The following is a 25,297-nucleotide window of genomic DNA, read 5'->3' as shown; positions in this document are numbered from 1 at the left end:
GCAGGTTAGATGCGCTTATTTATGAGAACCCAGCGGATACAAGCCGCTGTTGATAGAGCCTAACAACAACTCGACTAAAGTTAACGAACACGGAACGCCTTTCTTTAGTTCGAACTCATTACTACAGGATCAGATACAAAAATGGCCAAGGGGATTAACCTTGGCCATTTTTATTTGGTTTTCAGAGTGCTCTTATAAGGCGATTCAATTTTCACCTTAAGGTACGTCAAGCCTTTTTCTGAGACATCAGAGCTTCAGCAGTCGCATCTTGAATCGACAAGAACAAGGATGTCACTTGCCCCGTTGGAGAACGCATCGGGTTAAGCGTGACGTTCTGATACATAAAGTCGGCTTGCTGAGTTACTGGCCTCACGTTGCGGCACTTAAACAGATAAGGCCTTTGTTGCCACGTTATGAAGCTACGGCAGCCTAGGTCATAAACCGGTTTTGTTTTAAGCCTAAACCACTCTTCAGGAATTTCAGGGAATAACTCAAAGATCGACTTACCGATCGCATCATGCGATTGCTTACCACTATGGTGCGTCATGAAACCATTCCAGACTTGTACCTGAAAATCACGGTTAATAACCACCAGCCCCATATCGACGTTTTGAACCATGTCGACCATCCAGTGGAACTGTTCAAATTCAGCAGGAAGATTCAGCATATTAAAACTCCTCCATTAGGTAGGCCAATTTGTTGTCTAGAAGAGGCAGAGACTCATCAACGAACATAAACAGAAGGTCACAACGGATAGAAGTGCCATCAATGTTGTAGCTAACTTCAAAGGTCATGGTCTTTTTGAACGAGCCGCTGGTATTTTCAATCACCGAATCAATCGAGATGTGTTGACCTAGCAACACAGGAGAGCTCTGGAAGAAACGAACTTCCGACTGCTCCCCTAACCCATTCAAGAATGAGCCGACTAAGATGTTCGATACATCCATCAACAGCTCTAGTTCTTCTAGCTGCTCGCTTTCTGTTGGCACCTTCATGAGCTTCTTAAGATCGCTCACACTGGAATCACTCAACAAGACTAATGCTTCACCTGCAATGCCTTCTCCACTGAAGCCTTGGCAAACACCCGACACTTGGTCGTTATCCGCTAGGTCACGAAGTGCCATGTGCAATTCACTCACTTCGAAGATGTTAACGTTCGGTAATGGTAAGTGAACGAATACATTAAAATGGCGCGCCAATGCATCGGCTGCTCGACCTATCGCAACGTTCGCAACTTCCATATAGATGTCACGTCGGCGCAGAATCGGTAGCTCTAGCGGTGCTGGCGTAATAAGTTGAGGCTGTTTTGGTGGCTCAACATGCTCACGTAGAATCGCTTTTAACGCTTCTTTATCAATCGGCTTTTGCAAAAATGCTTTGGCGCCAAGATCCAGCACCTTCTGTTGTGCTTTTGGTTGTATGTCACCAGAAACAACGACAACTGGCGTGGTATCGCCTAAACGTTGCATCTCTTCCAATGTGCCATAGCCGTCTAATTCCGGCATGGTTAGGTCGAGGAACATCAATTTGAATTGGTTTTTAGCGAGCTCTTCAAGTGCATTAAGCCCATGAACAGCAAAAGTTATATCTGCATTTAGAGAACTAGGCAGTGACCGAGCCATCTGCTTCCTTGCTAACGCAGAATCATCACATATAAGAACTGGGAACGACATAAATGCACCACTGACAAATTAAAGCTAATTCGACCGAGTGTAACAGAACATTATGGTATCAGGTACGGGGTGAATGGATTTATGTGCAGATTATTAGTAAGAATGATGAAACAGGTGGGTAAGCTATTATTTCGCATTATTCTTCATGAAAAACAATATGCTACAAAGGTAATAGCCAATCCTTGCTGTTGAGTAATAGCACTATTATATTTAACAGCAGCCTTAACAAGCGGGTTTATTAAGGCTCGACTGACTCATTCATTGAACGGCTTTATGTAGCCATGATAGAGAGCTATCCAACAAAGCTAATGCAAGAGAACTAGAACTGATATGAAGGCCATAAAATCAGTAATGCGAAACGTATGATCACAGCAAATACCAACAACGCGATCCCCAGGCGATACCATTTGTATTCGGCGATGTTCATTGGGATACGCTTGTAGAACATCGTAATCACGCCTTTCCAATCGCTACTGCGTCTTCCGTACTGCATCATGCTCGTCAAAACAAACAGTGCGCCAAGCACTAACATTCCTTTTTCAGCCCAGAACAATCCAACTTCCATTTGTGTATTCCTTGATAAAACGGTGAGCAACTCAAATCATTCTAGTCACCTTTTAGCTCGGTTTCTGTAAGACCAAGGTCTAAATTACGAAGTACGCAATTTAGGGCTTATAGGTCATTGTTGGTAATTGATAGTTCTCGGTCAGCAATACAACGTTTATCGTTCAAGGTTCCATGGTAAAGGCGAGCATCACAAGCAAATCACGTATAAGCATGATTCGACAAATCTGGAGATTGGTTGTTCTTTTGAATGACACGCATCAATTGGATAAGCAGCAGAATACCTGTCACGCCTAAGCCAACACCGATTCCGCCCCAAATCCCTGCCAATTCGAACTTAGGCATCAAATACCAAGCCGCAGGCAAGCCAAATACCCAGTAACCGATGGCAGTCATCACGGTTGGCATAGAGACAATCTTCATGCCTCTTAGCAGGTTAATCGCCAGTAGCTGCCAAGCATCAACAATAAAGCACAAAGCAACGACCCAAATCACAGAAGCCAGTAGTGAAGTCATAGCACCCGTGCCATCGTCTAACTTGAAGATAGAAGCGATCATCTCAGGCCATATAATGAACACGGCCGACAACGCCACACTCAACACCGACACCAATATGAAGCTTTGAATCGAGGTTCTTTTTATTCCTTCGTAGTTACCCGCGCCAAAATCACGGCCAACCAAAATCGCCGCAGCTTGTGAGAAACCAAAATTGAAGTTCCAAGTAAAGCTTAAACATTGCAGCAAGATTTGGTGCAAGGCTAACGAAGCAATACTGATCGTGCCCGCCATCAAGGTGCCACCGTAAATCAAGCCATGCTCAAGTAAAGCAGCCAAGCCGATAGGTAGACCCATCAACAACAATGGGCTCATCAACTTGATTGAATACTCTTCTGTATTTAGCCAAGGGGCGAACTGCTTAAACTCGTCACGCTTAAATACCCAAACCGTATATCCAACCATCACGATAAATGCCGCGATAGCCGTACCAAGCCCTAAACCTGTTAAGCCCATGCCTAATTGGAAGGTGAGAAAGTAGCTCACTGGCACATTCAGAATTACGGTGATAATCGACATCACAAGAATGGAGCGCACGTTGCCAAACGCACTGGTTAAGCCACGAAGTACCAACAAGATAAGCGAAGGCAACATTACCCACTTCAAAGCATGGACATATTCCATGGCTAAAGTGATCACTTCTGGTGGCTGTTTGGCTGCTTCTAATACCAACGGAGCAAACCAGAAGCTGGCCATTAAGGTCACGCTGAGCACGAATGCCAACATGGTTGCGCCTTTCACCGCCAATCTAATTTGAGTATTACCAAACTCAGGGCGAGCTACTCGCTGACCATAAGCGATCGCAATCAAATTCGCGACACAACCCACGGTGCTGCTCGCAATAATGAAGATGAAAAAGTAGATTGAGGCACCTAAGCCACCAGCCGCAAGGGCTGACACACTGATACGCGACATCATCCAAACATCAGTAAGGACTAAAGCCATAGAGATCAGCTGTGAAATGATCAAAGGGAATGCAAGAGTGAGTATTTTTTTCATGAGCGCCTCAGGTAATTTCGCCCAAAATACGATCGATGAGGCTAGCGTTCAATTGATAAATTTGCGACTCTAACATTCCATAAACTCATGCGAACGAATTATGACCCCATATCCTAGCTTGCCATCATCACATAATGGCTTAAAAGCCTTTGAAGCTGCCGCAAGGCTGATGAACTTTACTCTGGCTGCCGAAGAGCTGCATGTGACACAAAGTGCGATCAGCCGACAGATCAAACAGCTTGAAGATGAGTTAAACGCATCACTGGTTATTCGTAAGCATCGAGCCATAGAATTAACGGTACAAGGTCATGATTTGTATGTCGCTTTGCGAGAAAGCTACGGTAATATCGAAGCTGTTATCGCCTCTTGGAGTGAGCCCAAGCAGAAGCGTATCGTGATCAAAGCGACTCTGAGTTTCGCGACGCGAGTATTGATCTCCAAAGTTCGGGAATTAAACGAGCGTTATCAAGATCATGAGATAGTCATTGTTCCTGTGATTGAGGAAGACGAATCGATTAATAGTAGTGAGTATGATCTACTGATCTTCCACACGCGTTTCAAAAAACGCTATGACAAGGCACCTGACATTACCTTCTTGCGTGAAGAGTTCATGGCGCCGGTTTGCTCTACTAGTTTAACCACCAAAGACACCGACCTTGATTCAATCTTAACCTTGCCAAGGCTGCATCCAACCTTAGATCATCACGACTGGAAAGTGTGGCTGGCCGATGTTGAATTCCCACCAAAGAAACCTGTCAGAAATACCAGCTTCTTGTCTTTAGATATGGCGCTCAGTGCCTGTCTATCCGGTGAAGGGGTTACGGTCACGGATCTGTTGTTAGTTCAACAAGATCTCCAACGAGGCTTCTTGTACTGCCCTAGAAATGCAAAAATCCAACACAGTGCTTGGACTTACTTCATGCACCAGCGTAGTCACACGCCTATCATCAACGACCTTATTGAATGGCTTAGAGAAGAGACAACAAAAGAGATCGAGTTGCTGAAAGTACTCGCACAGCAATATCAATGGTTTGGTGTTATTAGCGATCAACAGTAACGGTAAGCCTTAAGCTTAGATACAAATAAACCGCAGAACTTGCTACGGCTTATGCTTTTTACCAGTGGTGTTCGCTCTAGAGAATAAGCATTAAAGCTTAAACATACGCGCACTGCGTGGTGGTAAATTGAAGGTATGGTAGCGAGAAGAAATGGTTTCTGTCGCGCTGCTTAATACGTCTTTGTATTGAACATTCCAATTAAATTCATGCTGGTAGGTATCAACCGTCACGCCACGGGTTTCGCCACACTTGTTAATACCAACAACGCCTTCTTTGCCACGCTTAAACAACAAAGTACATTGGTCGCTCGAAATCATCGTCATCGATTTACCTTGCATCGCATTGTGGAAGCTCAGCATATTCTTCATATTCGAACTATTCCAAACATTGCCCCAACGACCGTTATCCTTGTCTTCAGAATCCGGTAGGTCATCGCTGTAGATCAACGGCGTACCGCCATCTTTGCCAAGGATGTAAGCGTAAGCAAGCTGCTCGTCTTGTGGATCCATAATTTGGTAACGGAAACCGTCATTGGTTGGAATATCATGTGTGATCGCAAAAGTAATTGAGCGATTGTCATCCAATGCTTGGCCGTACGCTTTTGGATCATGCAATTGGTTCAAGCCACCGTCCATAGAGAATGCAGTTCGAATCGACGCAAACAGCGGGAAATCGTACGCGGAGTGATTAGTATTATTCAGGTACGGCGCTAAGAACGACTCATAGCCGCTGTTCCCTTCTCCACCGCTGGTAATCACCTCGCCAAACACATGCATGTTCGCAGTAATTTCAGACGTGAATACCTGATCGATTTGGTACTGGCTCATGTGTTTTACCGCATCAATACGGAAACCTTTGATCCCCATATCTTTTAGCGCTTTCAGATATAAACGTTGCTGTGAAACCACCCAGTTGTTTGGATCAAGGTCAGGTAAACCTACATCGCCATCGGCACCACACAAACGCCAGTACTGAACGTGACCAGGATCGTTCCAATCTGAAATACAACCTGCGGCATGGAAATCGTTAGCCGAGACAAAACCTTGCGCTAAGCTGCCAAACAGAGTCTGATCAGCATAGTAACTTGAACGGCTCGCATAATCGTTTAGCACTTCAGTGCCTGGGTAATCCAAGTCACTTCGCTTCCAGCTTTCATTCGCCATATGGTTCAACACCACATCGGCATACACATCAACACCCACACCTTTGAGTGCGGCAATCATTGCAGCTAAATCTTGTTTGTTGCCGAGAGGTGAATCAATGGTACGAAGGTCTTGAGGTTGGTAACGCGCCCACCATTGGCTGCCGCTAGACTTCATTGCAGGTGCCACAAGCACCTTCTTATAGCCAGCTTGTGCAATTTGATCGGCGTTGGCCGTTACGTCCGAATACTTCCAATTGAAAGCATGCAAAATAGTGTCAGCATAAGTAGCTGAGCTAAAAGAACAAACGGCAAGTGCGGATATGAGTAGGGTATTGATTGGTTTCATAGAACATATCTCTCATTATAAATTCACAAGAATGATATGAATAAGAACGACAATTAAAACGACGGATAAATCAGAGTTGAATTAGCGTCACCTTCTGTTGATGATGATTTTATAAAACTGAGCTGTCGCCGATCTTATGTGAGATAAAAACGAACAGAACTGAAATGAGAATTAATTGAATCAAGTTGACCAGAACAGGACAAAGACTTTGGTCGGCTCTTCTAAACTACGTTATGATTCCTTTTCCCCTCAACCAATTGATATTTTTATGCCTTCTTTCTCTTTTTCACTGATCCCTGTAGGGGTTCGGTTCATGATCCTTTCTGCTTTTGGATTCGCACTGATGTCAGCTTGTGTGAAATACGTTAGCAATTACGGCATACCTGTATTTGAAATTGTTGCAGCAAGGGCTTTGGTGTCGTTGATCATCAGCTACATCGACGTCAAACGAAAAGGCATTTCGATCTGGGGCAATAACAAACCTCTGTTGTTTGTTCGTGGCGCTGTTGGTACCGCAGCCTTGATGTGTGTTTACTACGCTGTAACCACTCTTCCGTTAGCAGAAGCAACCATTCTGCAATACGTGCATCCCGTATTTACTGCGTTACTTGGCGTACTGTTCCTGAAAGAACGCGTCCAAAAATCGACCATGATATGCATTGTATTCTGCCTAGCGGGATTATCGGTAATGGTACAGCCAAGCATGGACAGCAGCGCGAGCAGCGAGTTGCCGCTATTCAGTATTATGCTGGCGTTGTGTGGCGCGTTTGGTAGCTCAATTGCTTATGTGATTGTAAGAAAGCTTAGCCAAACTGAAGACAGCTCAGTGATCATCTTCTACTTCCCACTGGTCGCCCTGCCAATATCGACCGCCCTGATCTGGAACGACTTTGTGTGGCCTAGCCTTTTCTTAACCATGATGCTGGTTCTAGTCGGGATTTTCACTCAGATCGGCCAATATGGTTTGACCAAAGCAATGCAAACTCAAGCGGCTGGTAAAGCTTCAGCTTACTCATACGTTCAGATCGTATTCTCAGCACTATTAGGTGTTTGGGTGTTCAATGAGATTCCATCAGTTTGGACCTACCTAGGTGGTAGCCTTATTGTGACGGGTGCTCTTATCAATGTGTTTGGCAAACAACTGTTGATGCCGTTTAAAGCTAAGTAGACACCAACTAAAAGAACTCAACATCAGTTAGCCAATCAGCGATTAAATAGATCTAAAAAGGGCATTGCGGATTATTCCACAATGCCCTTTTCTATAAATGCTCTAGCGCGTTTTCATTCAGCTAACCAACTTTAATAAAGCGGCGTATTACGGCTAGCTTGTAGCGTTACGTAGTTTTGGATCGTCACTCAAATACTCAACGAACTCGATTTCAAAACCGGCCGGATCCACAAAGTAGACATTTTTTCGATAAGGTTCTTCGGCACCGGGTTTGGCAATTGGGAAGCCCGCATCAACAAGGCGCTTGGTTACGCTTTCGATATTATTGGTCACATAAGCGAAGTGCGCGAGGCCAACAGAATGCCCAGCCAAATCTCTATTTTCACCTTCACCGTGATCGCTCAACGCGATGTATTGGTACTCGTCGCCAAAATGCAGCCAGTTACGTGGCTTGCCTGACCACTCCCCTTTTCCCTCATCACGTACATACCAATGAGGGAACGCCGCTTTATAGAAAACCAGCATTTCTGGGATGTCTTTTACCACTAAATTTACATGTTCAAGTTGGATCATTCTTCTCTCCTTAAAGTATTCTCGTAAGCAACGTTGCATATCCTAATACCTCAAGTTAAGTTGAGGTAAAGCACTAATTTGCATTTATTTCGAGAACGTCTTTAGAGCCCAAACTGTTCTACTTTGACTACATACAAACCTTAAGTTTAGACGACTTAATCTAATGTGGCTTCCTTGCCTGTGTTCTGTTCTTTGTGCCTTGGTGATCTCGTTGTTCAGAACAGATAACTAAATCGCGACACACATTGGTGTATTTGAAACAGGGTCACGAAACACGCTCGCTTTGAGATCAAACACGTTACTGAGCATAGTTTCGGTCATCACCTCATCAGGCGAGCCTTCTGCTATTAAACACCCTTTTTCCAAAACCACTAGATGGTCGCAGTAACGACTGGCTTGGTTAAGATCATGCAACACAACAACCACCGTTTTTCCTTTGGCATTCATCTGTTGCATCAGGTTCATTAATTCCACCTGGTGAGACATATCAAGGTATGTGGTCGGTTCATCCAACATCACTACGTCCGTATCTTGTGCAATTACCATCGCAATCCATGCTCTTTGACGCTGGCCACCAGACAGTGACTCAACAGGCTTATCAGCAAACTCAAGCACACCTGTATCACGCATAGCTTGTTCGACAATCCTTTGATCGTCCTGCCCTAGCCTCCCCCAATGAGACACATAAGGCGAACGGCCATATTCGACCAACTTTCTTACCGTGATCCCCTCAGGGCTTACCAAGATTTGCGGAAGAAGTGACAACGAACGAGCAAGCGCTTTATCGCCATAGCTTGATAGCGGTTTGTCTTCAAACAACACCTCTCCAGCCACTGGTTTGTTAATTCTGACTAACGTCTTTAACAAGGTAGATTTACCGCACCCGTTAGGTCCTATCAATGCGGTGATTTTTCCCTTAGGGATAGAAACCGACAGGTTCGGTATGATCGTTTGTTTGCCGTACGCGACGGAAAGATTCTGCGTTTTAAGCATGGTTACCAACCTCGATAACGATAGAGAAGAAAGATGAAATAAGGCGCGCCAATCACAGACGTGAGAACGCCTGCTGGCAATTCAATAGGTGGTTGTAGACCTCTGGCCAACCCATCAGCGCTGGTAACCAGAATTGCCCCCACCAGTGCAGATGCTGGGATTAACAATTTATGATTATGCCCAAACAACAAGCGTGCTAAGTGAGGTGCCAATAAACCCACAAAACTGATCGTTCCAGCAACAGAAACGCTAACACTGGCAAGCAATACAGCGGCCAATAACGCGAGAGCTTGAATCTGTTTTGGATTAGTGCCCAATGTGGTCGCACTTTCCTCGCCAAGCCCCATCACATCTAATCGCCACGCCAACCATAATGCCATGGGTAACAACAAGAGCAGCACGCTCCAAATAAACGGGACTTGCTGCCAGTTTCGTCCCCAAAGGCTGCCAGTAAGCCACACCATAGCCGTGTTGATCTCGATCGGGTTGGTAACCAGCAAGAAGTCGATACAACTGGCCAGAAACGCACTCACCGCAATACCAATCAGCGCCAATTTGGCGGGTGTTGGCCTTGACCACCATGCCAATACCGCAATCAGCCCTGCAGCCAATACCCCACCGAACATAGCTACAACAGGAAGCACACTGACTGGCGCATTGGGGAACCAAACTAAACTCGCTGTCGCAGCAAGGCCTGCCCCGGCGCTAATACCCATAAGATCAGGCGATGCTAACGGATTACGTATCACGCCTTGCACTAATACCCCTGAAAGCCCTAACCCTGCGCCCACGCTTATCGCGAGCAACATACGTGGTAGCCGATACTGATGGATAACAAAGTCGTCGCTGGAAAACGCGACCAAATGTTCGATGACTTGAGAAACAGAAAGCGAAGCTGCTCCGACAAACAAACCTGCGGATGCCACTAATATGAGAATTCCTGATAACAAAATTATCTTAGTGTGATGGTGCATTAAGATCTCCTCGTCGCAATCAAAATAAAACAAGGTGTTCCGAGCAAAGCAGTAATAACACCAACGGGTGTTTCAGTCGGGAAAGCAATCGCTCGCGACAGTGCATCTGACCAAGACACTAATGCTGCGCCTGCCAATGCTGAAATAGGAATCAGTAAATGATAATTGTGCCCAACAATAGGTCGAACCAAATGAGGCACTAACAATCCAACAAAGCCAATTGGCCCTGCGATAGCGACGCTTGCTCCGGCAAGCAACACGATCGTCAGTCCACTCACGAGGCGAGTAAACCTGATGTTGCTGCCCAACCCCACTGCAACTTCTTCGCCAAGTGCCAGTAAGTTGAGGTTGCGGGCAAGACTCATTGCCAACACCAAACCAATCACTACAGGCGGCCAAAGCTGTTGCCATTGCTCATCATCCACACTAGACAGTGAGCCAGTAAGCCAATGCAAGACGCTATAAGCCATGTCGTCAGCAAGAATCAGCGCCGCTCGTGTCAGTCCGAGCAATAACGCAGTAATGGCGATACCCGCGAGAACCAAACGTAACGGATGAGAACGTTCGGAGAAAAAACCACCGAGGAGCATAACGGCACCGCCGCTTAGCAATGCACCAAGAACCGCATTAAGGATTGGGTTTAAATCACTAACCACAGGTATGCCTATTGCAGCTAACGCCATAAAACAGGCTGCGCCAGCGTTAATGCCAAGAATCGACGGAGACGCGAGTGGATTGCGCGTCAAACCTTGCATCAATAACCCAGCGACGGCCAAACTCGCACCAATCAATAGCCCAGCACAAGTTCTTGGCGCTCTTAGCGTCGCCAATATTTGATGAGTCATGTTGCTTTCATCAAACGCAAACCAGTAGTGAATCAAGTCACTCAATGTTAAAGAGAAATTAGACCACCCAGTCATAGAGGCCGCGTAACCAGACAGTGCCAAACACGACACTAATGCCGTAAATAATATGACTCGCCACGACAGTATTGGCCAGAATCGCTTACTTTTAGAGAACGACATCGTACTCATGATGGGTCCAAGATCTGCTCAAGATTTTTCGCCATTTGTTCTGCCGCTAACATGCCTCGATTCAATGACCAAAGTGCTGGTGACACTTCTACAACTTGCTGATTTTTAGCAGAGGTTAGTACATTGAATAACGGATTTTTCTGCCAATCATCAACAATATTAGGATGAGAGTAAGCGCCAAGGAGCAACCAATCCGGATTGGTTTTCAACAACAACTCAAAACTGGTTGGTAAATATGCCTTCTCTGTTGGTTTCACAATAGGGCTCGCAATACCTAATGCGGTCAGCACGCCCCCTGCGTAAGATGCAGGGCTATGTAACCACATACCTTTATCCGACACGACAGCGAATTGGACGGTTTGTTTGAGCGAGAAATGACTTTTGAATTCAGCCATGGCGTGTTGATGTTGTTGAATTCGTTGTTCCATTGACGATTGCTTGTCGAGAGCGATGCCAATCTTGAGCGCAGACTCCAAATTCTCTTGATACGTCTCGCCGCGGCTTTTGAGCAGCAGAGTTGGTGCGATGCGTTGTAGATCTTGATAGACAGTACGATGACGCTCTGCATCTGCAATGATCAGGTCAGGCTTTAATACCGCAATGGCTTCTAGGCTAGGCTGAGAACGCATGCCAACTGATTCCCATGGTTGAACCAATTCGCGTACCGCCGGAATCACTCGCGAAGCATCATTGTCATCAGCAACACCAACAGGAGAAACCCCCACCGCAGCTAGCGCATCTACAAATGAGAACTCCAACACCACAATACGTTGCGGAGTAGTCGCTATCTCAAACTGACCCTGCTCATCTTGTATGACCCTGGTTTGTGCTGAACTGGAGAATGAAAACAAGCTTAAAACCAACAAAGCTAAGGTTATCGCTATCCTGCTGAATAAAAACTGCTTATTGAGTGACAGCAGTCCGTTCGACAGCATCAATTGATTCGAAAACAAAAGGCGAGAGTTGTTTTCCATATTTAATTTTCCTTAAACGCTAGAACCGTGAAAGTCGCCAAGAGTATTGGCGACTTTTATTCGTTATTACTTTCAATAAATTACGTATTAGAACTGATAATTCAGATCCAAAGTGTAAGAACGTCCTGGTGCTGGATAACGACCAACCGGGCTGGTATCAATACCGCGGAAGTAATAGTCCTCATCAAACAAGTTGTTCACCGCAAGGTTCATTCGCAGCTTACTGTTTTCATCCTTGTACAAATCCGAACCTAGGTTAAAGTTCCAGACCATGTAGGCAGGCACTTTACCTGTCGCGCCCGTTGCATCTTCGGCACTTGTATTCGCATTGTCAGAGTAAGACTCGCTGAAGTAGTAACCAGACAAAGTCGTATCTACCTTGCTAAAGGCGTAAGTCGCATCCCAGCTAAATTGGTGTTTAGACGTATAAGGGAGTTGATTACCTTTGTTTGCACCCTCTTCCTCTAACGTTGCATCTAAGTAGTTATAGCCAGCGCCCAAACTCAAAGCTTGCATCGCTTGAGGAATATAACGACCAGAGAGCTCAACACCTTGGTGAAGGGTTTTACCAATGTTATCGAAAGTTTGGGTAGCACTTTGCCATTGCAGCTGATCTTCAAAATCAATGCGGTAAAGTGCAATGTTAAAGCTGGTTGAATCTTGGTTGTAGCGAGCACCCAACTCGTAGTTCCACGCTAGCTCACTGCCCTCTTCACCCTTGCCTCGAATGTAAGCAATTTGTGGTGCACGCAAAGATTTCTGTGCATTAGTGTAACCAACCCATTGCTCTGTCAGGTGGTATACCAAAGTTAAGCCCGGCAACCACTCCGTCACTTTGTTGTCTGTGCTTTGTGCTGTACCCAGATCATCAAACGTCATATCAATCGATTCGTAACGAATACCCGGCGTGACTTTCAGTACGTCATTGAACAGGCCGATTTCATTGCTGATGTAACCAGCAAAAGCGTCAGTATCTAAGTGCCAATCACGTGGGGTTGTTGTAGCACCACCAGCAATTGGCGTTTGAGTCAGCTTGTAATCGATATCTTCGTTGACGTAGCGTGCCCCAACAATCACATTTTGCGTTACGCTATTTCCGTCAAAGTACATCGCGAGTTTAGGTTCAACACCATAAACAGCAAATTCACGTGGTGACGTACGAATATCGGTTGATGGTAATGCCGGGTCCGCCCAGTGACCGCCAGCGCTGTTAAAGCCCCATTGGAAGAAACGCTCAGAACGGTGGCCAAACGTCAGTATTTCTAATTCGGCGCTATCTGCAATATTCAAGTCATGTAAATACTTCAGGCTCCAACGCGTTGAAGTGCCTTGATATTCATCGTATGGGCGCTTCGACTGAGTACGATCTTTTTCGTAATCATCTGGCGATAAAGCGCCCGGCATTTGGGTGTCGGCATCATAACGTTGAACGAAAGCTTGTAACTCTTGAGTATCGCTCAGTAACCATTGCAATTTCGCTTGGAAGTTTTTTACATCCGTGTCGGAGTGTTCACGGAAGCTCTCACCTTTTAAGAAGTTCCCCTCGACTTGAAGTGCCAGCGTATCGGTTAACCAACCACCCGTTCGCAGGTAAAAGTCGTTGAGCGGCGTATCGCCACCCTCGAATACAGTAAAGCGATTACTGATTTCCGTTTGCCACTCATGTGGAATAGGCTTGGTCACCAAGTTGATCACACCACCGACGTTGTTTGGTCCGTACTGAACCGCCGCACCGCCTCGCACAATATCAATACGATCAAGCATCGACAGCGTTGCAGGGAAAATTGATTGTCCTGTGTGACCATACGGCGCCAGTGTCAGAGGAACACCATCCATGAGGAATTGAGCGTGCCCACTGCGACTCGCTTTCAAACCACGCACTGAGATGTTAGGCAAAACACCGGTGCCCGTTTCGTCTTGAACCTTAATGCCCGGTACACTTTGGAAGGCAGAGTCAATCGAGAGTGCGCCAGTCTTTTTAATTTGTTCATTAGTCAGAACAGTACGAGCTCCCGGATACTCTTTCACATCCTCAAGTTCTGAATTACCGATCAAGCTGCCCGTCACGACAACCGTTTCCATGGTCGTCGTTTGTGGATCTGACGCGGCAAATGCGCCCATGGAAGTCACTGAAGCGATGGCCATTGCAAGGGCACTTAGACGCAACTTTTGATGTGATTGAGTACAGGGTTTACCATCCAAATTCTGGTAAGGCATGAAAATCTCCTAAATAGGCAAGTTAGGATCAAAGGCCATGTTTACGATTCAGCGCTTTGATCCTATGGGCTAAACGGCCTCAAAATGAAGCCAACTGTTCACTCACTCGTAGTGAACAAATCAATCGTTTTTAGAGTCGAACTAGCTCTTAGAAATGAACGAACTCTTAGAACTGAATTAGCTTTTAAAACTGATAGCCGTAGCTGAGCATAAATTCGGCTGGTGCTCCGTAACCAATCTGGTTAGTACCAGACGTGCCGTTGGTTGCGCCCAGAATGTATTTCTCATTAAGCACGTTGTAAGCATTCGCTTGAACTTTGTGACGACCCGTGGTGTACGCTGCCATCAAGTCAACCGTGGTGTAGTCACCCAGAGCTACCGCTTCATCATTACCCGCGTAACGGTCGCCTACGTATTTCACGCCACCACCTAAACGCCAGTTGTCATCTAACTGATAAGTGCTCCAAAGAGAGAACAAATGATCAGACACATCGTTTGGCTTTTTGCCTGTCTCTTTGTTCTCCGCGTCTAAATAGCTGTAGCCTACAGAAATGTCCCACTGCTCGGTAAACTGACCGCGAGCTTCTAATTCAATACCTTGGTGACGAGCTTCGATCTTGTTAACAACGTCTCCGTCTATATTGGTTTCAGGTTGTTCTTGATCGATTTGGAAGACCGCGGCATTCAGCATCAAAGCGTTATCTAATAGGTAAGCTTTTGCGCCAATTTCTTTTAGATCGGTGTGGAAGAATTCTGCTAATTTAGGGTTGATGTAGATACCTGAGTAAGGCAATTGCCATGAACGAGCTAAGCTTGCGTACACTGACATATCGTTGTTGATTCGGTAGACCAAACCACCGCGGTAGCTCACTTTGTCATCGTCTAGATTCTCTTTTGCTGAGCCCGCTTTTTGCTGTTCCAGCTCCATCGAGTCGTAACGCACATTGCCGATCACTGAAAGATCACCAAAGGTGTAAACGTCTTGAATGTATACACCTGTCGTCGTTGTCGTGTTATCACGGAAAGGTTTGAAACCCGGATCAGGTGTTGGGCCTGCTACAGGGTTGTAGATATCTTTTGGAGGTAAGGTTTTATCACTTGCGAGCGTTAAGTCGATATTGATCTGATTATAATCCGCACCGATCATCATTTGGTTCGAATCGGTTTCCCAAACTAGCTCAGATTGAAGAGTCGTCGTGGTACGAGGATCGTAACCGAAGTTATTTACAGTCTGAGATACTTCATTCCCAGTTACCGTCCCTTGGCGTGTACCCTTTTGCTCAAGCTCGATATGGTTGTATGCTGCGCGGTTTGTCCATGCCCATTCACTGTTCAAAAGCCATTCATAATTAACGCCAACACGAATGCTGTCCGACTCTTGATAGTCATTCGTACCACCGTAAAATGTGCTTTCCGAGACATCGACAGGCTTACCGTTTTTAGATGGAACACCACGATATGGCACCAACTCTTGGTGCGCATATTCTACATCGAGATCAATGGTATGCCCCTCAGCAGGCAATACACGAATGGTCGGTGCGATAAAGAAATCATTAGAGTCGACGTGATCTACATAGGAATCAGACTGTCGACTTTCCACGTTGATACGACCACTAACCTTGTCACTAAGCGCCATCGAGCTGTCAACCTGACCAACAAAAAGATTATTGCTGCCAACACTGCCGTTGACGTGTGTGAAATTATCACCGTTAGCACGCTTGGTGACCAAGTTGATGATACCGCCGGCTGAACCTCGGCCGTAAAGTGCGCCTGCAGGGCCCTTTACCACTTCGACACGCTCGATATTCGCAAGGCTTCGGTACGATTGCAGAGTCCCGTCATCACGCATACCATCACGGTACATGTCGTTGAGTGCATCAAAACCACGAATCACAAATTGGTCTCGGCTTCCCTCACCCAAGGTATTGTTAACCCCTGCGACACCATCAAGTGCATCCACCAAACGTACAGCACCGCGGTCTTCCATTTCCGTCTTTGTGACCACCGATACTGCCTGCGGTACATCCAACCATTCGACATCCGTTTTGGTTCCTGACTGAGGCATGTGCTCCGCGTAACCTTCGTACTGATGACCAATAACTTGTAGGGTTTCATCTACCGTTACTTCTGCAGCCATTACATTCGACACGGTAGCCACTGCGGTTAATGCACCTCCAATAGCCAAAGCGAGAGGGGACAAGGCCAATCTAATGTTCATTTTCTAATTCCGTTTTAGTTTATAAAATAACAATATTGCGAATAAGAACAAATATCATTTATATTTGCAATATATATTTTTTGATCTATATTTGCTTTGCAATATGCAACACCACTAATGATATAAGAATAAATAAAAACAATAAGATAGAAAAATTCTCTTTCTTTTAACCCCGAAAGAGAGCACTTGAAAGCGAGTTGTGAGCAGGCGACAACAACGTTTTGGAAATTAGGAAAGCCCCATGAAATCTACGATAATCATCGTGAGTCACGTCGTGAATGATGCGATCACTCACGGCTTCGTGCCGACAGCAAAAGCGATAGGTCTCCACGTCATTTTGATCACAGACCACAAACTCAACCACTTAAAACTGGCAAATGAAGATGACCGCTTTAATCCCGATGAAATTTTGGAATGCGATGTCTTCAACCCTCTTGAACTCATCGAAATCATCACAGAGCAAGAGCTAGAACCTCATGCTGTTTTCAGTAACAGCGACCACCTACAAACTTCCACCGCAATCTGTGCACAGTTCTTTGGTGTGTCTGCTAAAGATTGGAATGTGACTCTTAAGGCGAAAAACAAATACTTAACTCGTCAGGTTCTCAACGAAAAATCGTTACCTAATACTCAAAGTGTTTTGTTAAGTCGAGAGAGCGCTCCTGTATTCGATTTCGATTTTCCTGTCGTTGCGAAGCCCAAGGAAGGCGTGGCTAGTTTAGACGTGCAGCGCTGCGAGTCTGCAGCTGAGCTGGATAACTATTGCGATACGTTTTGGCAAAAGCACCCTACGACTCCCATTTTGGTTGAGGCGTTTTTACAAGGTCCGCTTATCACTGTCGAAACCATTGGCGACGGGGAAAATTTAGTCGCACTTGGTGGGTTCGATGTAGAACTCTCTGCGCCACCTTACTTCATCGAAACAGCGGCGAGTTGGAATGGTATTAACAGCGTGCACTACCGAAAAGAATGTATACGTCAGCTTCAAACATTTGGGGTGGGGTTTGGTGTCTGTCATAGCGAATTCATCATCACAGATTCGGGGCCGGTACTGGTCGAGATCAACTATCGAAGTATTGGTGATGGCCGGGAATTTTTGCTTGATAACCTCAGTGGCGGGAATTGGTTCAATACCATCTTAAATCTTCACTTGGGTCACAAGCTTGACCCTATATTTCGTATTGATGGCAGTGCCCATGTGCACTATGTAGTGGCGCAACAAAGCGGTTTGATTGAAGGGTCATCAACCTCTTTCATTCACCAAGAGGGCGATATTGTCACTCAACAGCAAGTGCTTAAGAAGGTTGGTGAGACGTTCCAACAAAGTTTCTCCAACAAGGATTACCTAGCGAGAATTTCGGTCGTTTCTCCTTCTGGTCGAACACTAGAACCCGCGCTACAACAGGCAATCTCTCGCTTCAATCTAACAGCAACAAACGAGGTAACAGCATGAATGAAAACGCGTTATACCTCACTCAACGCTTAGTCGATACTTGCTTGCGTGAAGATTTATTCGGATTAGTTTCTCAAAGCCGATTTGAATCTCAGCTCCCGAGTACACTCAAGTTATCTTCTTATCCTCGTAATCAAATTTGGGCTGTTTTTGCGGGTTCAGACTTTACACTCTACTTGCCCGTTACTCCGAGCTATTACATGCAGCGTTGGGTATACGGCCAACCAGATGGCTCGAAAGGTGATGGTTGGTTCATCGAGAGAAATGGTGTCGTTGAAACCCAGCAGCACTATCAAGATTGGATCGAATTATTGAAAGCAAGTGCTCACGAAAGCTCGCATTCGTTATTAGATGGTTATTTGCAAGAACTCGAATGCGCAGAAAAACACAAAGGATTGTGTGATAGCGCCTTCAGTCAGCAATCCGAATCACTCATGCAGCCGATTTCTCAACTAGAACGTTGGGAGAAAAAGCTATTACGTGCCGATCAAATCGCATCCTATCTTGACCACCCTTACTACCCGACAGCACGTGCTAAGTTCGGTTTAAGCGATCACGACCTAGAACAATTCGCGCCAGAATTTGCACAAAGCTTTGAACTTCGTTGGCTCGCAATCGAGAAGTCACTCGTTACATTGACCAGTCCACAACCAGAATGTTGGCCAACGATGGAGCAAGTGGGTCTGCCCGCCGATTTTGCTCTTAGCCATGAGTTATTCCCCGCACACCCATTAACACTAAGAAGTCTTGATGGACTTCCTGATGGTGTCATTGAAGCGCCGGTTGCGTGTCTTGAGGTGACTCCTACCCTGTCAGTGCGCACTGTGGTCGTGAATCAAGCACCACAGACTCACATCAAAGTACCGCTGATCATGCGATCTTTAGGTACTAAAAACATTCGCCTAATCAAACCATCGACGCTCTATGATGGGCATTGGTTTGAACGTTTATTGACGCACTTAGAGCAAACAGATCAAGACTTACGTGGCACGCTTTTCCATTGTAATGAGAAACATGGCGGCCATGTTGGAGACGATAAAACCTTTGCTTACATTGTGCGTGAATACCCGCAGAGCTACTTCCAAGACAAAGCACCGGTGCCTGTGGCTGCGCTTGCCAGCCCAATGCCTGATGAACGTTTATTCTTGGAACACCTCGCTGAACAGTATTATCAGCAAGATACGCTGACTTGGTTTAAAGATTACGTTGATCTGCTTTGCAAAGTGCACCTTACATTGTGGATTCGTTACGGTATCGCTTTGGAGTCCAACCAACAAAACGCCATCATTGCATTCGATGAGCAAGGCAAAATGACCTTATCCATGAAAGACAACGATGCAGCACGTATTTGGCCAGAACGTTTCCAAACGTTTGAACAACAATCGCCTGTAAAATGTGAGCAGCTTTTAGATCAACGCATCACTGTAGACAACGAACTTGCTCTTGGTCAGATGTTTACCACGATTACTTTGCAGTTAGACATTGCCGCGATTGTCGAAGCAATGGCGACGAAAGGAATCGCCACGTCAGCTTATCTGTATGAAGTGGTTGCCAATAGCCTTTCCCAACAGCTTAGCCAGTTGGACAAACAAGGACACAACACCAAGCTCGCAAACGAGATGTTGTTTGAGTCACCCAACCTATACGCTAAATATCTATTGAGCTCAGGTAGCTTGTTGTCTAAAGAGTCATCCGGTGCAAGCGATATCAATAAATTTTATGGCTTGTCAGCACCGAACTTTTTATTGCTAACCAGCGAAGAAGCACAACACGCTTACCTTGAAAACATCAAGCAGAGTGTGAGTTAACGCATCATGACCAAACTCATCTATTGTGTACTTTTAAGCCACTTTATCGCCGCGTTTGCAGCCTTAGGAATGCCGCTGTTTTTGCCAATGGTATTGCCAACACTGGATGCAAACATTACTTCGGACTGGGCGGGGGTACTGTTCATTTTGCCGACCTTTTGCACTGCCGTTGCGGCACGCTTTTGGGGGCAGTTTGCTGATAAATATGGCAGACGTCGCTCTCTATTACGTGCTCAACTCGGGCTTGCAGCAGGCTTCGCGCTGTGTGGCTTAGCCGATAATCTCTCAATGTTTGTGTTTGGTCTTATCATTCAAGGAACCTTTGGTGGCACCATGGCCGCCTCAAACAGCTACTTATCCAGCCAAATCAACGATGCGAAATCACTCGGTAAGTCACTCAATAAAACTCAGCTTTCTGCCCGTCTGGCTCTAATTATTGCTCCGATAGGGCTTGGCTGGAGCTTATCAGAAACAAACCCGCTGAACGCGTATCTGTGGTTGTCCGCTTTGCCGCTATTCGCGCTATTGATCACCTTAACATTACCCATCGATGACTTAGCGAAATCTAAGGGAATTGTAAAAGATCAGGTATCGAATAAAGCTCAAAGCAGCCAAACCAACTCGTTAAATACGCTTTATTGGGTGTTTGGCGCGCAGTTCAGCTTTGCTTTCGCCATGGTCGTCACGTTCCCCTATTTCTCGCCTTATGTGCAGCAATATGGCGTGACAAGCCAAGCGTGGATTGGGTTTTTATATGCCCTCCCACATGGTGTTTATCTGCTCTTTGCAGGAAAAGTCCATCTGTTCTCAGAATGGGTTGATCGCCACCAGTTTGAACGTAATCAAGCGCAGCGTACTTTATGGCTAGGCTTTGGTTTGCTTTCACTCAGTACAGCAATGCATCTCACTCCTTATCAAGAAGTGTTGATTATTGCTCGTATTGTTTTCGGACTTGGCATGGTTTGCTGTTATCACGGCTTGCATCAAGCGTTAGCAAACCAAATTGATCGACGACAAAGCGGCAAAGTATTTTCGCGCTTTGACGCTATGTCTAAATGGGGTGGCGTTGCGGCTGGGTTGAGCGCGTCTTTTATATCAAGCTTGGGCTGGCTTGAGTTTCCTTTCATACTTTCTATGTTGGTCAGTGGCATTGCTGCTATCGCGCTGATCATCCATTCAAAATTTGGACATCAACATGTTACAGACTCAATTATCTCCAAGTGAACATTACGCTGAAGACCAAGCTCTTCAAAATCGTAAAAAAGTACTGCTAAACCGAGAAAAAGCCCAACTCAATACCATCATGGGCGTGGTGAACTGTTACTTGCGTGAATACGCGATACCCAATGAACAGGTTAATTGGCGCTACAGTTCTGCCTCTCTGCCTCAAACTTTGAAAAGAAACTACAACGCTCACCAACGCGTGGCTATTCACCTACCTCACCAAGATCAACCTCAGAAAAATGGTCTGATGGTTTTACCCGTTGAGTACATCAGTAAACTGGGGAAAGTGAAGCTCAGTGATACACCTTGGGCTAAAATGCCCGGCGCAGCTTGGTGCAAATTGGACGCAACGCAAACCCTGACGCTTCTACTCAGTTACCTAAAACAAGTGCTGACGATTCCATTCAATTACGAACTGGTCGAGCAAATGGAAAACAGTTTGTTGATCACCGAACAGTTCCTAAACTCAGACAGCTCACCTCAGCATCACAACGCGTTTATCGCATCAGAGCAATCGTTACTTTGGGGACATACTTTTCATCCAACGCCAAAGAGTCGTTCAGGTGTCAGTATCGATGATCTGCTAGCGTGTTCCCCTGAGGTTGGCGCTAAAGTTCCTCTCTATTGGTTTAAGGTCGACACCACGTTGCTTGATGTCTTGAGTTCAGATGACCGAACCTCACCAACGACCATGCTTGAACAACTTGCACGTGATGAAAACAATTCAGCAGGTACCATGCTTTACCCTTGTCACCCTTGGGAAAGTTACACACTTTTGCAAAACCCAGTGGTCAAAACGGCCATTGAACAAGGCAAAATCATCCCGCTTGGATTAGGTGGTGAAAAACTCTTACCCACTTCATCCGTGCGCACTCTGTACCACCCAGATATGGATTGGTTTGCTAAGTTCTCTATCAATGTACGTTTAACTAACTGCGTACGTAAAAACGCATGGTATGAGCTCGATAGTGCCGTTCAATTAACCTCGATTCTGCATCCCATCAAAGAGAGTGAACAGTTACGTAATCCAGTATTCAAAGTAATGACAGAACCTTACGCAACCACATTGAATCTAGAATCTATGGCTGAACAAGAGCATGCTGATGTTATTAAAGCTCGAGAGTCGTTTGGTATTTTGTATCGAGAGAATTTCACTTTAAGCGAAACCGATATTTTGCAACCAACGTTAGCGGGTGCCCTCTTTGCTTACGATACAGACGGGAACAGTTGCATCGCCACTCAACTCAAACAAAAAGCGCAAACAACACAATCCCAATATGAAAATGTCGCCACGCTGTGGTTTGAGCGCTATCTGCATTGTTTGATTCCGGGCGTCTTTAACTACTACTTCAAACATGGGGTTGCGTTTGAACCGCACTTACAAAATACGTTGATTGGATTTGAAAAAGGCATGCCTTGCTGTGTATGGATTCGAGACTTAGAAGGTACCAAGCTACTACGCGAGTTTTGGCCATCAGAAACACTTCAGCAACTTTCAGAGCGTGCTCGTCAATCGGTGTACTACAGCCGTGAGCAAGGTTGGAACCGTATTGGCTATTGCACCTTCATTAACAATATCAGCGAGGCCATTTTCTTTATCGCTGAGGGTAACTCGGCACTTGAGAATACGTTATGGGGAACTTTAAAAGACGCTATCGTCCGCTGGACGTCTATCAATGGCCAGCAACCCGAACTAATGGCATTGCTTAACGATGGTCATTTTCCAAGCAAAAATAACTTCACAACACGTTTGATGCAAAATGCCGATAAAGAGTCCGGTTACACCCAAGTTGCAGCACCGTGGCCAACTCATTCAAAAGGAGTTCACCATGCTTAATTCTCCTCAACTTTCAGCCTCTATCCATCAAGAAATCCAGCAATTGGCCAAGCAACAAACGCAACCATTATGTGCTTATCTTTATGATCTCGATGCATTGGAGCAGCACATTAAGCAGATGCGCCATGTATTGCCAAAAAGCGTAGAGCTATTTTACGCCGCGAAAGCGAATCCTTCAGAGCCGATATTACGCACTTTAGCCCCTTATGTTGATGGTTTTGAAGCAGCATCAGGCGGAGAGCTTACACACCTCCACCAGCAACAACTCAATAAACCACTGATCTTTGGTGGCCCAGGGAAAATGCCCAGTGAGTTAGAGCAAGCGATTATACTCGATGTTGATGCGATTCATGTAGAGAGCCTCACTGAGTTACAACGCATTGGTTCTTTAACACAAAAGTTGAATCGACCTGCTTCGATCTTCCTGCGTATGAACATAGACATTGGTGACATCACACTTAGCAAATTAGCCATGGGAGGAAAGCCCACCCCGTTTGGCCTAGATGAGAGTGAGTTAAGTAATGCCTTGATGTACCTACGCGATTTCCCCTTAATAAAGCTGAAAGGCTTTCACTTCCATTTGATGTCACATCAACTCGACGTTGATCGCCACCTCGCCTTGATGCAACGCTATTTCCAAGTGGTCAAAGAGTGGAAAAAAACGTTCTCACTCGATGAGTTGATCATCAACCTCGGTGGAGGTATGGGGATCAATTACCAAAACCCTAAACAACATTTTCCTTGGATGGAGTTCTGCGACAAATTGGAGTTCCTGATTTCCAAGGAACATTTACAAGATTGGAAGCTGCGTTTTGAATGTGGCCGCTACATATCTGCACCTTGTGGCTATTACGTAATGGAGGTCTTGGATATTAAACAAAATCTTGGCGAGCATTTTGTGATTGCCCGTGGTGGCACGCATCATTTCCGTACTCCGGCAGCGCAAAGCCATGACCACCCTTTTGCAATCGTGAAAAGTAATCAGCAACCCACGATTTCACATCCGATAAACCATGCCACAGCCACGTTGGTTGGACAGCTTTGTACACCAAAAGATGTTCTGGCACGAAATCAACATATCGAGCAAGTCGATATCGGTGACTATGTGGTGTTCACTCTAGCAGGCGCTTATGCTTGGAACATCTCGCATCAAAACTTCTTAATGCATGAACCTCCAGTGTTTCATTATTTCTAAGCGTCCCGCTGTGCTCGATGATTTCTAACTGATAGTTTGAGTTGAAACTCCATAGAGCCAGCTAAAGACACTAGATATAAAAGGCACTAGATATAAAAGGCACTAGATATAAAAGGCACTCAATAAAAAGACACCAAATAAAAAGGCGTTAGTAAACTCAAGTCTACTAACGCCTTTCTTCTGTTTATCTTAGCCCTTTTGCAAAACAGCTGCAGTGATTTAATAACCGACTCCCCACAGTGATCGTAATGCAGAACCAAACCGTATTTAATTCGAATACAAGCACTTAGCATTTTTCATCGACTGCGCAGCGGGAGTGGTACATGGACAACAGAATCACCATTTTAGAGTTTCTCAGAGTGTTCGATAGCATTCGCTCCTCTGGTAAGCAGTTGGATAGTAAATATCAATTGGGCGAGATGATAGCGTGGCATGATTACGATGGTTACACCTGTTGGTTGAGCTACCGAGACGTTACCGTGACCTTGATGTTCCACGGTTCATTGAAGATCGAATACGACAAAGCGTCGAACTATGAAGACTTCATCAAGCGTTGTTTAGCTATGCTTGAAACTGAACCTTCTTCATAAGTTGTCCATCGCTGTCGAGTAAACAATGCATAGCCTACGGGGAAAGAGTGGAGAAATTCATGAACGGAACCAAATGTAAAACGCGGTTACCCCTTAGGTTAACCACACCTTTATTCCTTCTACTCAGCCTACATTCGTTAAGTCTTAAGGCAGATGCAACAGGGACAAACATGATCGACTTTACACAAGCGAGTGAGCATCAAAACTGGACAGTGACCAACGACGATGTAATGGGCGGCATCTCAACAGGCGAGCTCATTTATCTTGATAATATGAGTCGATTTAGGGGCGAGCTATCGTTAGAAAACAATGGTGGTTTCAGTTCCATAAAGCGCTCCATTGAATCACCTGCCCATAAAATAGATAGTGCAGAGCTGGTATTCGTTGGTGATGGACGCACCTACCAACTGAGGTTCACAACATCGAAGGACGGCAATCGAATTCAATACAAACACGATTTCGATACCATTAAGGGAGTGCGGCTTAACAAGGTGTTCCACTTCAATGATTTTCAAGCTGTGTTCAGAGGTCGGCTACTGAGCGATGCGCCGGAACTTAAGGCACGAGACATCAAACAAATCGGTTTTTTGATTGCGGACAAAGAGCCCTCGCCTTTTGAGCTAGACCTAATACAGCTTCACTTCAGAACATCGAAACCTATCACATCACCAGAAGCTGACTAAACTGACTAAACTGAAAA

General features: G+C 45.5%; 21 protein-coding genes. 9 read left to right on the top strand and 12 right to left on the bottom strand.

The window, feature by feature from the left end; genetic code table 11:
• Positions 1-226: 226 nt before the first annotated feature.
• From A136_RS02735 to A136_RS02720, 4 genes are all read right to left on the bottom strand, one after another.
• Positions 227-667, bottom strand: coding sequence for a PAS domain-containing protein (locus tag A136_RS02735; RefSeq protein ID WP_017062430.1), 441 nt, complete (start codon positions 665-667; stop codon positions 227-229).
• Position 668: 1 nt separating this feature from the next.
• Positions 669-1,673, bottom strand: a complete 1,005-nt coding sequence (locus tag A136_RS02730) for a response regulator (protein WP_029235212.1) — start codon at positions 1,671-1,673, stop codon at positions 669-671.
• Positions 1,674-1,992: 319 nt separating this feature from the next.
• Positions 1,993-2,238, bottom strand: a complete 246-nt coding sequence (locus A136_RS02725; protein ID WP_010430578.1) for a hypothetical protein — start codon at positions 2,236-2,238, stop codon at positions 1,993-1,995.
• Between the two features lie 200 nt (positions 2,239-2,438).
• Positions 2,439-3,791 (bottom strand): MATE family efflux transporter, encoded by a 1,353-nt coding sequence (locus A136_RS02720; protein WP_017064394.1) that lies wholly within the window; start codon positions 3,789-3,791, stop codon positions 2,439-2,441.
• A 100-nt stretch (positions 3,792-3,891) separates the two neighbouring features.
• Here A136_RS02720 and A136_RS02715 point away from each other — a divergent pair, with 100 nt between their 5' ends.
• On the top strand, positions 3,892-4,848 hold the full coding sequence (locus A136_RS02715) for a LysR family transcriptional regulator (RefSeq protein WP_017064393.1): 957 nt from the start codon (positions 3,892-3,894) through the stop codon (positions 4,846-4,848).
• Positions 4,849-4,938: 90 nt separating this feature from the next.
• On the opposite strand, the gene A136_RS02710 is transcribed toward A136_RS02715, so the two are convergent.
• Complete coding sequence (locus A136_RS02710; RefSeq protein WP_017064392.1) at positions 4,939-6,339, bottom strand: alpha-amylase family protein; 1,401 nt, start codon at positions 6,337-6,339, stop codon at positions 4,939-4,941.
• A gap of 268 nt (positions 6,340-6,607) precedes the next feature.
• Between A136_RS02710 and A136_RS02705 the strand changes: the two genes are divergently transcribed.
• A complete protein-coding gene (locus A136_RS02705) occupies positions 6,608-7,507 on the top strand; it encodes a DMT family transporter (RefSeq protein WP_029235211.1) in 900 nt (299 codons plus the stop codon).
• A gap of 153 nt (positions 7,508-7,660) precedes the next feature.
• On the opposite strand, the gene A136_RS02700 is transcribed toward A136_RS02705, so the two are convergent.
• The 7 genes from A136_RS02700 to A136_RS02670 form a co-directional block, all read right to left on the bottom strand.
• On the bottom strand, positions 7,661-8,080 hold the full coding sequence (locus tag A136_RS02700; protein WP_004731682.1) for a VOC family protein: 420 nt from the start codon (positions 8,078-8,080) through the stop codon (positions 7,661-7,663).
• A 228-nt stretch (positions 8,081-8,308) separates the two neighbouring features.
• Complete coding sequence (gene fecE, locus A136_RS02695; RefSeq protein ID WP_029235210.1) at positions 8,309-9,073, bottom strand: Fe(3+) dicitrate ABC transporter ATP-binding protein FecE; 765 nt, start codon at positions 9,071-9,073, stop codon at positions 8,309-8,311.
• Positions 9,074-9,075: 2 nt separating this feature from the next.
• Complete coding sequence (locus tag A136_RS02690) at positions 9,076-10,047, bottom strand: FecCD family ABC transporter permease (RefSeq protein ID WP_017064389.1); 972 nt, start codon at positions 10,045-10,047, stop codon at positions 9,076-9,078.
• On the bottom strand, positions 10,047-11,081 hold the full coding sequence (locus A136_RS02685) for a FecCD family ABC transporter permease (protein WP_029235209.1): 1,035 nt from the start codon (positions 11,079-11,081) through the stop codon (positions 10,047-10,049). Before A136_RS02685 ends, A136_RS02690 begins: the two co-directional genes overlap by 1 nt.
• Positions 11,078-12,055 carry a Fe(3+) dicitrate ABC transporter substrate-binding protein gene (locus A136_RS02680; RefSeq protein ID WP_017064387.1) on the bottom strand — a complete coding sequence of 326 codons (978 nt, stop codon included), beginning with the start codon at positions 12,053-12,055 and terminating at the stop codon, positions 11,078-11,080. Before A136_RS02680 ends, A136_RS02685 begins: the two co-directional genes overlap by 4 nt.
• A gap of 87 nt (positions 12,056-12,142) precedes the next feature.
• Entirely contained in the window at positions 12,143-14,272 is a 2,130-nt protein-coding gene (locus A136_RS02675) for a TonB-dependent receptor family protein (protein ID WP_017064386.1), read from the bottom strand.
• Positions 14,273-14,456: 184 nt separating this feature from the next.
• Entirely contained in the window at positions 14,457-16,490 is a 2,034-nt protein-coding gene (locus A136_RS02670) for a TonB-dependent receptor (protein ID WP_017064385.1), read from the bottom strand.
• 241 nt (positions 16,491-16,731) lie between these two features.
• On the opposite strand from A136_RS02670, the gene A136_RS02665 reads away from it, so the two are divergent.
• The 7 genes from A136_RS02665 (at position 16,732) to A136_RS02635 (ending at position 25,280) form a co-directional block, all read left to right on the top strand.
• Positions 16,732-17,943, top strand: a complete 1,212-nt coding sequence (locus A136_RS02665) for an ATP-grasp domain-containing protein (protein WP_017064384.1) — start codon at positions 16,732-16,734, stop codon at positions 17,941-17,943.
• Positions 17,940-19,751: a siderophore biosynthesis protein PsvB gene (locus A136_RS02660; protein ID WP_017064383.1), complete on the top strand. Its 1,812-nt coding sequence runs from the start codon at positions 17,940-17,942 to the stop codon at positions 19,749-19,751. Before A136_RS02665 ends, A136_RS02660 begins: the two co-directional genes overlap by 4 nt.
• 6 nt (positions 19,752-19,757) lie before the next feature.
• A complete protein-coding gene (locus A136_RS02655; RefSeq protein ID WP_017064382.1) occupies positions 19,758-20,975 on the top strand; it encodes an MFS transporter in 1,218 nt (405 codons plus the stop codon).
• Positions 20,947-22,812, top strand: a complete 1,866-nt coding sequence (locus A136_RS02650; protein ID WP_017064381.1) for a siderophore biosynthesis protein PvsD — start codon at positions 20,947-20,949, stop codon at positions 22,810-22,812. Before A136_RS02655 ends, A136_RS02650 begins: the two co-directional genes overlap by 29 nt.
• Positions 22,805-24,007 (top strand): type III PLP-dependent enzyme, encoded by a 1,203-nt coding sequence (locus tag A136_RS02645; protein WP_017064380.1) that lies wholly within the window; start codon positions 22,805-22,807, stop codon positions 24,005-24,007. The genes A136_RS02650 and A136_RS02645 overlap by 8 nt, the downstream gene beginning before the upstream one ends.
• A gap of 323 nt (positions 24,008-24,330) precedes the next feature.
• Positions 24,331-24,597 (top strand): DUF3081 domain-containing protein, encoded by a 267-nt coding sequence (locus A136_RS02640; protein WP_017064379.1) that lies wholly within the window; start codon positions 24,331-24,333, stop codon positions 24,595-24,597.
• Positions 24,598-24,644: 47 nt separating this feature from the next.
• Positions 24,645-25,280: a CIA30 family protein gene (locus A136_RS02635; RefSeq protein ID WP_029235208.1), complete on the top strand. Its 636-nt coding sequence runs from the start codon at positions 24,645-24,647 to the stop codon at positions 25,278-25,280.
• Positions 25,281-25,297 lie beyond the last annotated feature (17 nt).

Source organism: Vibrio crassostreae 9ZC13, from assembly GCF_000272045.2.
Taxonomy (GTDB): domain Bacteria; phylum Pseudomonadota; class Gammaproteobacteria; order Enterobacterales; family Vibrionaceae; genus Vibrio; species Vibrio crassostreae_C.
This window is presented reverse-complemented; position numbering and strand designations above follow the sequence as displayed.